This window comes from Streptococcus mitis, assembly GCF_000960005.1.
Taxonomy (GTDB): domain Bacteria; phylum Bacillota; class Bacilli; order Lactobacillales; family Streptococcaceae; genus Streptococcus; species Streptococcus mitis_CK.
The window spans coordinates 1,445,445-1,458,359 of sequence record NZ_JYGP01000002.1 but is presented as its reverse complement, the minus strand read 5'-3'; the positions used below and the strand labels follow the sequence as shown (position 1 = coordinate 1,458,359).

At 41.6% G+C, this 12,915-nt stretch carries 13 protein-coding genes, 1 pseudogene and 1 riboswitch; of the genes and pseudogenes, 13 read left to right on the top strand and 1 reads right to left on the bottom strand.

Annotation, left to right across the window (positions count from 1 at the left end):
* Window positions 1–8: 8 nt before the first annotated feature.
* The 12 genes and pseudogenes from dnaB (at window position 9) to TZ90_RS08315 (ending at window position 11,639) form a co-directional block, all read left to right on the top strand.
* Window positions 9–1,361: a replicative DNA helicase gene (gene dnaB / locus TZ90_RS08370; RefSeq protein ID WP_000852485.1), complete on the top strand. Its 1,353-nt coding sequence runs from the start codon at window positions 9–11 to the stop codon at window positions 1,359–1,361.
* Between the two features lies 1 nt (window position 1,362).
* On the top strand, window positions 1,363–1,629 hold the full coding sequence (locus TZ90_RS08365) for a Veg family protein (protein WP_001278169.1): 267 nt from the start codon (window positions 1,363–1,365) through the stop codon (window positions 1,627–1,629).
* A gap of 89 nt (window positions 1,630–1,718) precedes the next feature.
* A complete protein-coding gene (cbpD, locus tag TZ90_RS08360; RefSeq protein ID WP_000703686.1) occupies window positions 1,719–2,837 on the top strand; it encodes a choline binding-anchored murein hydrolase CbpD in 1,119 nt (372 codons plus the stop codon).
* 80 nt (window positions 2,838–2,917) lie between these two features.
* Window positions 2,918–3,020, top strand: a riboswitch (TPP riboswitch).
* 68 nt (window positions 3,021–3,088) lie between these two features.
* Window positions 3,089–3,379: a thiamine-binding protein gene (locus tag TZ90_RS08355; RefSeq protein ID WP_045612468.1), complete on the top strand. Its 291-nt coding sequence runs from the start codon at window positions 3,089–3,091 to the stop codon at window positions 3,377–3,379.
* Window positions 3,342–4,100 (top strand): annotated as a pseudogene (locus TZ90_RS08350) (ABC transporter permease). Before TZ90_RS08355 ends, TZ90_RS08350 begins: the two are co-directional and overlap by 38 nt.
* Window positions 4,101–4,137: 37 nt before the next feature.
* Entirely contained in the window at window positions 4,138–5,130 is a 993-nt protein-coding gene (locus TZ90_RS08345; RefSeq protein ID WP_045612467.1) for an ABC transporter substrate-binding protein, read from the top strand.
* Entirely contained in the window at window positions 5,130–5,858 is a 729-nt protein-coding gene (locus tag TZ90_RS08340) for an ABC transporter ATP-binding protein (RefSeq protein WP_000136238.1), read from the top strand. The genes TZ90_RS08345 and TZ90_RS08340 overlap by 1 nt, the downstream gene beginning before the upstream one ends.
* Before the next feature lie 118 nt (window positions 5,859–5,976).
* Entirely contained in the window at window positions 5,977–6,435 is a 459-nt protein-coding gene (locus TZ90_RS08335) for a CtsR family transcriptional regulator (protein WP_001211265.1), read from the top strand.
* A 1-nt stretch (window position 6,436) separates the two neighbouring features.
* Window positions 6,437–8,869, top strand: coding sequence for an ATP-dependent Clp protease ATP-binding subunit (locus tag TZ90_RS08330; RefSeq protein ID WP_001109666.1), 2,433 nt, complete (start codon window positions 6,437–6,439; stop codon window positions 8,867–8,869).
* A 147-nt stretch (window positions 8,870–9,016) separates the two neighbouring features.
* Window positions 9,017–10,075, top strand: coding sequence for an AAA family ATPase (locus tag TZ90_RS08325; RefSeq protein ID WP_000730574.1), 1,059 nt, complete (start codon window positions 9,017–9,019; stop codon window positions 10,073–10,075).
* A 9-nt stretch (window positions 10,076–10,084) separates the two neighbouring features.
* The gene (gene pnuC, locus TZ90_RS08320; protein WP_000736875.1) at window positions 10,085–10,864 is read left to right on the top strand and encodes a nicotinamide riboside transporter PnuC; all 780 of its coding nucleotides are present in this window, start codon (window positions 10,085–10,087) and stop codon (window positions 10,862–10,864) included.
* Between the two features lies 1 nt (window position 10,865).
* Complete coding sequence (locus TZ90_RS08315; RefSeq protein ID WP_000132693.1) at window positions 10,866–11,639, top strand: NUDIX domain-containing protein; 774 nt, start codon at window positions 10,866–10,868, stop codon at window positions 11,637–11,639.
* A 71-nt stretch (window positions 11,640–11,710) separates the two neighbouring features.
* Here the strand turns inward: TZ90_RS08315 and TZ90_RS08310 are convergent, their stop codons facing one another.
* Entirely contained in the window at window positions 11,711–11,941 is a 231-nt protein-coding gene (locus TZ90_RS08310; protein ID WP_000933124.1) for a hypothetical protein, read from the bottom strand.
* Between the two features lie 278 nt (window positions 11,942–12,219).
* Here TZ90_RS08310 and TZ90_RS08305 point away from each other — a divergent pair, with 278 nt between their 5' ends.
* On the top strand, window positions 12,220–12,903 hold the full coding sequence (locus TZ90_RS08305; protein WP_000730894.1) for a hypothetical protein: 684 nt from the start codon (window positions 12,220–12,222) through the stop codon (window positions 12,901–12,903).
* Window positions 12,904–12,915 lie beyond the last annotated feature (12 nt).

The window sequence follows — 12,915 nt, the reverse complement described above, 5'->3', positions numbered from 1 at the left end:
GAAGTCTGATGGCAGAAGTAGAAGAGTTACGAGTACAACCTCAAGATATCTTAGCTGAGCAATCCGTTTTAGGGGCTATCTTTATTGATGAGAGTAAGCTTGTTTTTGTGCGAGAATATATTGAGTCTCGGGACTTTTTTAAGTATGCCCATCGTTTGATTTTCCAAGCTATGGTCGATTTATCCGATCGTGGCGATGCTATAGATGCAACAACGGTTCGTACCATTCTTGATAATCAAGGCGATTTGCAGAATATTGGTGGCTTGTCTTACCTGGTTGAGATTGTCAATTCTGTGCCAACTTCTGCTAATGCGGAGTATTATGCTAAGATTGTTGCAGAGAAGGCCATTCTACGTCGATTAATCTCCAAGTTGACAGAGTCTGTTAATCAAGCTTACGAGGCTTCGCAACCAGCTGATGAAATCATTGCTCAGGCAGAAAAAGGCCTGATTGATGTCAGCGAAAATGCTAATCGAAGTGGATTTAAGAACATTCGAGATGTGTTGAATATCAACTTTGGAAATCTGGAAGCTCGCTCGCAACAAACGACCGATATTACAGGTATTGCGACAGGCTATCGTGACTTGGATCATATGACGACTGGTCTTCATGAGGAGGAGTTGATTATCTTAGCAGCTCGTCCGGCGGTTGGTAAGACAGCCTTTGCCTTGAATATTGCTCAGAATATTGGGACTAAGTTGGACAAAACGGTTGCTATTTTTTCACTCGAAATGGGTGCGGAAAGTCTAGTGGACCGTATGTTAGCTGCAGAAGGCTTGGTGGAGTCACATTCTATCCGTACAGGTCAATTGACTGATGAGGAGTGGCAAAAATATACCATTGCTCAAGGGAATCTAGCTAATGCAAGTATCTATATCGATGATACGCCAGGAATTCGAATTACAGAGATTCGTTCTCGTTCTCGTAAACTGGCTCAAGAAACTGGAAATCTTGGATTGATTTTGATAGACTATTTGCAGCTTATCACGGGAACTGGGCGAGAAAATCGTCAACAAGAGGTTTCAGAAATTTCACGTCAGTTGAAAATTTTAGCTAAGGAACTGAAGGTTCCAGTAATCGCTCTAAGTCAGCTTTCTCGTGGTGTAGAACAACGTCAGGATAAGAGACCGGTCTTGTCTGATATTCGTGAATCTGGGTCTATTGAGCAGGACGCTGATATCGTAGCCTTTCTTTATCGCGACGACTACTATGAGCGTGGTGGTGAAGAAGAGGAAGGCATACCGAATAATAAGGTAGAAGTTATTATCGAGAAAAACCGTAGTGGAGCTCGTGGAACGGTGGAATTAATTTTCCAAAAAGAATACAATAAATTTTCAAGTATCTCAAAGAGGGAGGCATAAGATGTCAGATGCATTTACAGATGTAGCCAAGATGAAAAAAATCAAAGAAGAAATCAAGGCACATGAGGGTCAAGTCGTAGAAATGACTTTGGAGAATGGTCGTAAGCGCCAAAAAAATAGATTGGGTAAGCTAATTGAGGTTTATCCATCCCTATTTATCGTTGAATTTGGAAACGTTGAAGGAGATAAACAAGCTAATGTTTACGTTGAATCCTTTACTTACTCAGATATCCTTACAGAAAAGAATTTGATTCATTATCTTGACTAAAGTGAGAAATTTTCTCACTTTTTCTTTTTTTCTCCGAATAGTTTAAGTGAAGGTAATCTTCGATTTATATTATTTTTCAAGGAGGAAGAATGAAAATTTCACCATTTAAAGTAGCAGAGACAAGATTTTCTTTCAGAAAATCAGCTAAAAAGGTTGTTCCCTTTTTAGTAGTAGGATTGATGTTAGCAGCGGGTAATAGTGTATATGCCTATTCCGGAGGAAATGGATCGATTGCGCGTGGGGATGATTATCCTGCTCATTATAAAAATGGGAGCCAGGAGATTGATAAGTGGCGCATGTATTCTCGTCAGTGTACTTCTTTTGCAGCCTTTCGTTTGAGTAATGTCAATGGTTTTGAGATTCCGGCTGCTTATGGGAATGCGAATGAATGGGGCTATCGTGCTCGTCGTGAAGGTTATCGTGTCGATAATACACCAACGATTGGCTCTATTGCTTGGTCTACTGCAGGAACTTATGGTCATGTTGCTTGGGTGTCAAATGTAATAGGAGATGAGATTGAGATTGAAGAATACAATTATGGAATAAGGGAATCTTACAACAAGCGCATCGTGAAGGCAAATACTATGACGGGGTTTATTCATTTTAAAGATTTAGCTGGTGGCAGTGTTGGGAATAGTCAATCCTCAGCTTCAACAGGAGGAACACATTTTTTCAAGTCTAAGGCTGCTATCAAAAATCAGCCTCTAGCTAGCGCAACTGCGATTGATTACTATTATCCTGGGGAGAATGTTCATTATGATCAAATTCTCGAAAAAGACGGATACAAGTGGTTGAGTTATACGGCTTATAATGGAAGTCGTCGCTATATCCAGCTAGAGGGATTGACTTCTTCACAGAATTATCAGAATCAATCAGGAAATAGCTCTAACTATGGATCCAATAACAGTTCAACTGTCGGTTGGAAGAAAATAAATGGTAGTTGGTATCATTTTAAATCAAATGGGTCTAAATCAACAGGCTGGCTGAAAGATGGTTCTAGTTGGTATTATTTGAAATCATCTGGTGAAATGCAGACAGGCTGGTTAAAGGAAAATGGTCTGTGGTATTATTTAGATAGTTCAGGTGCAATGAAAACGGGCTGGTACCAAGTATCTGGTAAGTGGTATTATTCTTACTCTTCAGGCGCCTTAGCTGTCAATACGACAGTGGATGGCTACAGAGTAAATAGTGATGGAGTACGAGTATAGAAAATTGGAGTAGGAAAATTTCCTACTCTTTTCTGTAAGCAGTTTCCTTGACATTTTTTTGTTTTACGCTATCATATGTCCATATAATATATGGGAGTCTGTGTACAGTCTGAGAGGAAGTGTTAAACTTCGACCGCACCTGATCTGGGTAATGCCAGCGTAGGGAACGATACTTAGTCTATTATTGACCTTTTCCATATATGGTAAAGGTTTTTCTTGTTGTCAAAGGAAAACGAGAAGAGGAGGTTCTTATGAAAGCAAGCATTGCCTTGCAAGTTTTACCCCTATCACAGGGAATTGATCGGATTGCTGTTATCGATCAAGTCATTGCTTATCTGAAAGCTCAAGAAGTGACTATGGTGGTGACACCATTTGAAACGGTCTTGGAAGGGGAGTTTGATGAGCTTATGCGCATTCTCAAAGAAGCGCTAGAGGTGGCAGGGCAGGAGGCAGATAATGTCTTTGCTAATGTCAAAATAAATGTAGGAGAGATTTTAAGTATTGATGAGAAACTTGAAAAGTATACTGAGACGACACATTAGTCTATTGGGCTTTCTAGGGGTCTTGTCAATCTGGCAGCTAGCAGGTTTTCTTAAACTTCTCCCCAAGTTTATCCTGCCGACACCTCTTGAAATTCTCCAGGCCTTTGTGCGTGATAGAGAATTTCTCTGGCACCATAGCTGGGCGACCTTGAGAGTGGCTTTGCTAGGTCTAATTTTGGGAGTTTTGATTGCCTGTCTCATGGCTGTGCTCATGGACAGTTTGACTTGGCTTAACGATCTGATTTACCCTATGATGGTGGTTGTTCAGACCATTCCGACCATTGCCATAGCTCCTATCCTGGTCTTGTGGCTCGGTTATGGGATTTTGCCCAAGATTGTCTTGATTATCTTGACGACTACCTTTCCTATCATCGTCAGCATTTTGGACGGTTTTAGGCATTGTGACAAGGATATGCTGACCTTGTTTAGTCTGATGCGGGCCAAACCTTGGCAAATCCTTTGACATTTTAAAATCCCAGTCAGCCTGCCTTACTTTTATGCAGGTCTGAGAGTCAGTGTCTCCTACGCTTTTATCACAACAGTAGTATCTGAGTGGTTGGGAGGCTTTGAAGGACTAGGTGTCTACATGATTCAGTCCAAGAAACTGTTTCAGTATGATACCATGTTTGCTATTATTATTCTGGTATCGATTATCAGTCTTCTGGGTATGAAGTTGGTCGATATCAGCGAGAAATATGTTATTAAATGGAAACGTTCGTAGAATAAGGATGTTTCAAAAAAGAGAAGAGGAAATCAAAATGAAAAAAACATGGAAAGTGTTTTTAACTGTTTTAACAGCTCTTGTAGCTTGTGGTCAAGGAACTGCTTCTAAAGACAACAAAGAGGCAGAACTCAAGAAAATTGACCTTATCCTAGACTGGACGCCAAATACCAACCACACAGGACTTTATGTTGCCAAGGAAAAAGGTTATTTCAAAGAAGCTGGAGTGGATGTTGATTTGAAATTGCCACCAGAAGAAAGTTCTTCTGACTTGGTTATCAATGGTAAGGCACCGTTTGCAGTGTATTTCCAAGACTATATGGCTAAAAAATTGGAAAAAGGAGCAGGAATTACTGCCGTTGCAGCTATTGTTGAGCACAATACATCAGGAATCATCTCTCGTAAATCTGACAATGTAGCTAGTCCAAAAGACTTGGTTGGTAAGAAATACGGAACTTGGAATGACCCAACTGAACTTGCTATGTTGAAAACCTTGGTAGAATCACAAGGTGGAGACTTTGAGAAGGTCGAAAAAGTACCAAACAACGACTCAAACTCGATTACACCGATTGCCAATGGGGTCTTTGATACTGCTTGGATCTACTACGGTTGGGATGGTATCCTTGCTAAATCTCAAGGTGTAGATGCTAACTTCATGTACTTGAAAGACTATGTCAAGGAGTTTGACTACTATTCACCAGTTATCATCGCAAACAACGACTATTTGAAAGACAACAAAGAAGAAGCTCGCAAAGTCATCCAAGCTATCAAAAAAGGTTACCAATATGATATGGAGCATCCAGAGGAAGCGGCAGATATTCTCATCAAGAATGCGCCTGAACTCAAGGAAAAACGTGACTTTGTCATCGAATCTCAAAAATACTTGTCAAAAGAATACGCAAGCGACAAGGAAAAATGGGGTCAATTTGATGCAGCTCGCTGGAATGCCTTCTACAAATGGGATAAAGAAAATGGTATCCTTAAAGAAGACTTGACAGACAAAGGATTCACCAACGAATTTGTGAAATAATGACAGAGATTAGACTAGAACAAGTCAGTTATGCCTATGGTCAGGAGAGGATTTTAGAGGATATCAACCTGCAGGTGACTTCAGGTGAAGTGGTTTCTATCTTAGGCCCAAGTGGTGTTGGTAAGACTACGCTTTTCAACTTAATTGCGGGTATTTTAGAAGTTCAGTCAGGGAGAATTGTCCTTGATGGTGAAGAAAATCCCCAGGGGCGCGTGAGTTATATGTTGCAAAAGGATCTGCTCTTGGAGCACAAGACCGTGCTTGGTAATATCATTCTGCCCCTCTTGATTCAAAAAGTGGATAAGGCGGAAGCCGTTGCCCGAGCGGATGACATCCTTGCGACCTTCCAGTTGACAGCTGTAAGAGATAAATACCCTCATGAACTCAGTGGTGGGATGCGCCAGCGTGTAGCCTTGCTCCGAACCTACCTTTTCGGGCACAAGCTCTTTCTCTTAGACGAGGCCTTCAGCGCCTTGGATGAGATGACTAAGATGGAACTCCACGCTTGGTACCTTGAGATTCACAAGCAGTTGCAGCTAACAACCTTGATCATTACGCATAGTATCGAGGAGGCCCTCAGTCTCAGCGACCGCATCTATATCTTGAAAAATCGACCTGGGCAGATTGTTTCAGAAATTAAACTAGATTGGTCTGAAGATGAGGACAAAGAAGTCCAAAAGATTGCCTATAAACGTCAAATTTTGGTAGAATTAGGCTTAGATAAGTAGAAAAATAGGGAGTTGGTGAAGATTATCCTTTACCAGCGCCCTTTTTCTTTTAAAAATGAGAAAATTTCGGTATAATAGTCAAAGATAGTCAAGGTTTAAAGAGAGAGGTGGGTTTGTAATGAGATTTAAAAATACATCGGATCATATTGAGGCCTACATCAAGGCGATTTTAGATCAATCTGGAATTGTGGAGTTGCAACGGAGTCAGTTGGCAGATACTTTTCAGGTTGTTCCTAGTCAGATTAACTATGTGATCAAGACACGCTTTACGGAAAGTAGAGGTTACTTGGTTGAAAGTAAGCGTGGTGGCGGAGGCTACATTCGCATAGGACGGATTGAGTTTTCTAGTCATCATGAAATGCTCCGCGATTTGCTTTACTCGATTGGTGAGCGGGTCAGTCAAGAAATTTATGAGGATATTCTGCAGCTTTTGGTTGAGCAGGAATTGATGACCAAGCAGGAGATGAATTTGCTGGTGGCAGTAGCTTTAGATCGCGTTCTAGGAGAAGAAGCTCCAGTTGTTCGTGCAAACATGCTACGACAGGTCATACAAGAGGTAGATAGAAAAGGGAAGTAAGATGAACTATTCAAAAGCATTGAATGAATGTATCGAAAGTGCCTACATGGTGGCTGGCCATTTTGGAGCTCGTTACCTAGAGTCTTGGCACTTGTTGATTGCCATGTCTAATCACAGTTATAGTGTGGCAGGGGCGACTTTAAATGATTATCCATATGAGATGGACCGTTTAGAAGAGGTCGCTTTGGAACTGACTGAAACGGACTATAGCCAGGATGAAACCTTTACGGAATTGCCGTTTTCTCATCGTTTGCAGGTCCTTTTTGACGAAGCAGAGTATGTAGCGTCAGTGGTCCATGCTAAGGTGCTAGGGACAGAGCATGTCCTCTATGCGATTTTGCATGATGGCAATGCCTTGGCGACTCGTATCTTGGAGAGAGCTGGTTTTTCTTATGAAGACAAGAAAGATCAGGTCAAGATTGCTGCCCTACGTCGAAATCTAGAAGAACGAGCAGGTTGGACTCGTGAAGATCTCAAGGCTTTACGCCAACGCCATCGTACAGTAGCTGATAAGCAAAATTCTATGGCTAATATGATGGGCATGCCCCAGACTCCAAGCGGTGGTCTCGAGGACTATACGCATGATTTGACAGAGCAAGCGCGTTCTGGCAAGTTAGAGCCAGTTATCGGTCGGGACAAGGAAATCTCGCGTATGATTCAAATTTTGAGTCGGAAGACTAAGAATAATCCTGTCTTGGTTGGGGATGCTGGTGTCGGAAAAACAGCTCTGGCGCTTGGACTTGCCCAGCGTATTGCTAGTGGGGACGTGCCTGCGGAAATGGCTAAGATGCGCGTGTTAGAGCTGGATTTGATGAATGTCGTTGCAGGGACACGCTTCCGTGGTGACTTTGAAGAGCGCATGAATAATATCATCAAGGATATTGAGGAAGATGGTCAAGTAATTCTCTTTATCGATGAACTCCACACTATCATGGGTTCTGGTAGTGGAATTGACTCAACTCTGGATGCGGCCAATATCTTGAAACCAGCCTTGGCGCGTGGAACTTTGAGAACGGTTGGTGCGACCACTCAGGAAGAATATCAAAAACACATCGAAAAAGATGCGGCCCTTTCTCGTCGTTTCGCGAAAGTGACGATTGAAGAGCCAAGCGTGGCCGACAGTATGATCATTTTACAGGGTTTGAAGGCGACTTATGAGAAACATCACCGTGTGCAAATCACAGATGAAGCAGTTGAAACAGCTGTCAAGATGGCTCATCGTTACTTGACTAGTCGTCACTTGCCAGACTCTGCTATTGATCTCTTGGATGAAGCAGCAGCAACAGTGCAAAATAAGGCTAAGCATGTAAAAGCAGACGATTCAGGTTTGAGTCCAGCTGACAAGGCCTTGATAGATGGTAAGTGGAAACAGGCAGCTCAGTTAATCGCAAAAGAAGAGGAAGTGCCTGTCTATAAAGACTTGGTGACAGAGTCTGATATTTTGACCACCTTGAGTCGCTTGTCAGGTATTCCAGTCCAAAAACTGACTCAGACTGATGCTAAGAAATACCTAAACTTGGAAGCTGAACTGCACAAACGTGTCATCGGTCAAGATCAAGCTGTTTCAAGTATTAGCCGTGCCATTCGCCGCAATCAGTCAGGGATTCGCAGTCACAAGCGTCCGATTGGTTCCTTTATGTTCCTAGGACCTACAGGTGTCGGTAAGACCGAATTGGCCAAGGCTCTAGCAGAAGTTCTTTTTGATGACGAATCAGCCCTTATCCGCTTTGATATGAGTGAGTATATGGAGAAATTTGCAGCCAGTCGTCTCAACGGAGCTCCTCCAGGCTATGTGGGGTATGAAGAAGGTGGGGAGTTGACCGAGAAGGTTCGCAACAAACCATACTCTGTTCTCCTCTTTGATGAGGTAGAAAAAGCCCACCCAGACATCTTTAATGTCCTCTTGCAGGTCTTGGATGATGGTGTCTTGACAGATAGCAAGGGGCGCAAGGTTGACTTTTCAAATACCATTATCATCATGACGTCAAATCTTGGTGCGACAGCCCTTCGGGATGACAAGACCGTCGGTTTTGGAGCTAAGGATATTCGTTTTGATCAGGAAAATATGGAAAAACGAATCTTTGAAGAGTTGAAAAAAACTTATCGACCAGAGTTTATCAACCGTATTGATGAAAAGGTGGTCTTCCACAGTTTGGATAGCGACCACATGCAGGAAATTGTCAAGATTATGGTTAAACCATTGATTGCTAGCCTGGCAGAGAAGGGCATCGACTTAAAACTACAAGCTTCGGCACTGAAGTTGCTAGCTAGTCACGGTTACAATCCAGAAATGGGAGCTCGTCCACTTCGCAGAACCCTACAAACAGAAGTGGAAGACAAGTTGGCAGAACTTCTTCTCAAGGGAGAATTAGAGGCAGGCAGCACACTTAAGATTGGTGTTAAAGCAGGCCAGTTAAAATTTGATATTGTATAAAAATGGAGAATCAGGAGTAATCTTGATTCTCTTTTTTGCTACTTTTTTATAAAAAATAATAAAAAACTATTGACAAAACAAAAATATAGTTTATAATAAAAACATAGATAATAAAAATATCAAAAACCATAAAAAGGTAATGCGTTTATGAAAAAGAAAACAGCAGTGGTATTTGGAACCTTTGCTCCACTTCATCAAGGACATATCGATTTGATTCAGCGTGCGAAGCGACAGTGTGACCAGGTCTGGGTTGTCGTTTCAGGCTATGAGGGAGACCGAGGAGAGCAGGTAGGCTTAACGCTTCAAAAAAGATTCCGCTATATCCGAGAGGCCTTTCGTGGTGACGAGTTGACCTTGGTTTGTAAGTTAGATGAAACCAATCTTCCTCGCTACCCTATGGGCTGGCAGGAGTGGTTGGACCAAATGTTAGCGGAGATTTCCTATGATGAAACCCAGCAAGAACTAATTTTCTTTGTGGGAGAAGCAGACTACCAGCAAGAATTATCAAATCGTGGTTTTGAGACCGTTTTGCAAGAAAGAAAGTTTGGAATCTCAGCGACTATGATTCGAGAAAATCCAAGCAAATATTGGAAAAACATCGCTCAGCCCTTCCGTCGTCAGTTTACAAAGAAAGTATTGATTATGGGGAGTGCCAGCAATGGGAAGACCACTCTGGCCAAGGATTTGGCAAGGTATTACGATGCACCCGTCAGTTTGGAATACGCACGTGAGTACCAGATTAAAAACAATGTCCGCGACGATGAATTGACTCCAAAAGATTACTATTATCTCCTGTTGGGGCAGTATGACCAGACCTCTAAGTTAATTGACAGTAATGCCAATAGGGGATTGGTGATAGCTGACACCAACTCCTTAGTAACTAAGGGCTACTATGATTATTACATGGAGACCGAGGACCAAGGGGACTTATCAGGAGAAACCTTTGATAATCTCTTTGTTTCGATCTTGGCTAAGGAAAAATGGGACTTGATTCTCTTTGTGCAACCGGTCGGCTCCTATGTCAATGACGGATTTAGAGATATGACTATGGCAGAAGACCATATTCGTCATAGTTTTTCCCAGCATTTGGACCATATGAGAGAGCGATATTTAACCACCATTCCACTAGTTTATCTAGCTGAGGATTACCTAGGCAATTATGAAGCAGCCAAAGTGGCTATTGATGCCATTTACCAAGCAGATTAGGAGAAAATTATGAAAAAACTAACTGAAAAAATCACACAATTTATCGAAAACTTTAAAAATGTTCATGCAGAAGCTCGTAAGATCGGTTTTGCAGGAATCATGCGCCTGCTCTGGAAGGATCTCTTTATGGGACGTAGTCTCTTCCAGTGGTTGTATCTCACCGTCCTGTCAAGTGTTCCCTTGATTTTAGAATTCACGCAAAATACAGAAAGTCATGACTGGATGAGCTTGTTTGCATCTTGGACTGGGATTGTCTGTGTTATCTTGGTAGCAGAAGGACGTGCAAGCAATTATCTCTTTGGGGCCATTAACTCTGCTATCTATTTGGTTTTGGCTATGAATGCGACTTTTTATGGTGAAGTTTTGACGACTGTTTACTTCTTTGTCATGCAGCCGATTGGTCTCTATGCTTGGCTGTCCAACCGTATCAATGACCAAGGAAAAGTAGAAGAATCTCACTTTGAATCTAAGAAATTATCTGTTTTTGACTGGCTCAAGTACTTAGCCTTGACTGCTATCATCTGGATTGGTATGGGCTTAGCTTACCAAAGTATCCATAGTGCTCGCCCTTTCCGTGATAGTGTTACCGATGCGACCAATGGTGTCGGCCAGCTCTTGATGACACGTCTCTATCGTGAGCAATGGATTTTCTGGATTGCAACCAATCTCTTTAGTATCTACCTCTGGTGGGGTGAAAATATCCATATTCAAGGGATGTACTGGGTTTACACACTCAATAGTCTAGTAGGTTGGTACCAATGGACCAAGGCAGTTCGTAAGGAGGCATAAAATGACGGACACGATGATTCCAGCAGGGATGACGGAAAAAGAATATTTTGAAATTCATGCCAGTCAGGAGGAGTTTTTGGATTGGTACTACAAGCAGGAACTTCCTCAATACGAAAAACCAAGTGTGACGGTGGATATGGTAGCCTACTGCTTTGTCGAAGGAAAGATCAAGCTCTTATTAATTCGTCGCAAGGCTCACCCTTATCAAAATTGTTTGGCTTTGGTTGGAGGATTTATGGACAAGGGCGAAGATGCTGCGCATGCCTGTCAGCGTGAGGTGAGAGAAGAAGTTAATCTCGATCTTCCTTTGGAAAAAATCGAGCAATTAATGACCGTATCGACCCCCGGCCGTGACCCCCGGGGCTGGACAGTGACCATTGCCCACTTGGTTTATCTGCCTAGTCGTGCATTAGAACTTGTTCAAGCAGGAGACGATGCTAAGGATGTGGTTTTTGTAGATGTCGATTTTCAGACAGGCAAGTGCTTCTTAAAGGGAGTGGAGTTGGAGGAACAAGCCTTCGCTTTTGACCATTATGCCATTATCCAAGAATCCATCAAACGAATCCAAGGGAGACTTGACTGGAATCCGACTTTCCTTTATCTGCTAGAGGAGGAGTTCACTGTCTACGAAGGGACTGAACTGGTCAATCTTATCAACCCCGGTCGCCCCATCGTCAGCAATAACTTTCTCGTAAAATACGGAGAATATGTAGAAGAAGTCGGACTCAAACGAGTGCCTAAAAAGAAACCAAGAAAAACCTATCGATTGAAATAAAAAACGAGGTCGGGAAAAGTTCCCGATCTCTTTATTTGCCTTTATTAGTTTGATTTGCTGTTGCGACTGTTTTAGGGATGGCTATCTTTCTTAGAATTACTCAACATGTGAGTAAAGAAGTCTTTGTATCTATACTTGAGATAGTTCTCATGTAAAAATAACAAAGCGATATAAACAATCAAAAAGATTGTAGTCAGATAGAAGATGTCAAATGCAGTTCGCGCATAGTAAGTTGCTGATTGATAAGAGCCAATAGCTCCCAAAATCAACCAAGGAAGATACTTGTAATACTTATTTAGCATAAGAATGCACCTCCTATATTCTATTTCAATGTTATTATATTTCTTTGTACTTAAAGATGCAAGCGATTACACAAAAACAAATTCAAATTTTTAATAGGAAAATCTCCTGTTTTTCTATTTTATTACGAATAGAAGAGTAGGAGGAGTAAATGTATCTAAAGTATTTAAGATTTTTAAAATAGTTTAGATAAATTGTTGACATATTTAAAACTGAATGTTACAATTATATTACAAAAAGATTTCTTTATATTTCTAAAATATTACAAAGGAGTAGAAAAATGAAAAAGAAAACCTATATCAAATTGATGGCAGCAACTGTATTGGCTTCTACCTTGCTATTAGGAGCTTGTGGAAATAAAAAGGAAACAACTCAAGCAAGCAGTTCTGCTAAGACAAGCCAGTCATCAAGTTCTAAAGCAACTTCTTCTAACAAAGAAAGCAAGACTCAGAAGTCCTCAAGTTCAGCTTCATCTGAAAAGACTAAGGCGTCTACTGATCAATCTTCAGCAACTGCAACGCCATCACAAGCGGCTCCTGCACCAGAGCAAAGACAAGGTCAAGAAGTGGCTAGTCAACAAACTCCTGCTCAGACTCCTTCAACTCAACAAGCTCCTCAAGCCCAATCTAACCAATCAAGCTATGATCCTACAACTGACCGCAAACTTCAAGACAAACAAGCAGAGCAAAATAAACGCTACAAGGGTGTTTTAACCATGGTAGATGGTGATTTCTCAGCTGCAGCGGGCAATTGGAAGGGAGCAAATGGCGAAACCATCACAGTTTCATCAGGTGGTCAATTTACAGTAGAATCTTCTGATGGAAAGAAAGAAAATTACTCTATCAAAGGCTATTCTTATACTCTTGATGATGGTAAGTATAATGCCAAAATTGGTGGAGGAAAAGTCATCCAAATTACAACAGGAGCGGATGGTAAGGTTTCCAGTGTTGCTTTGAGTCAATAATAAAATTTGGTG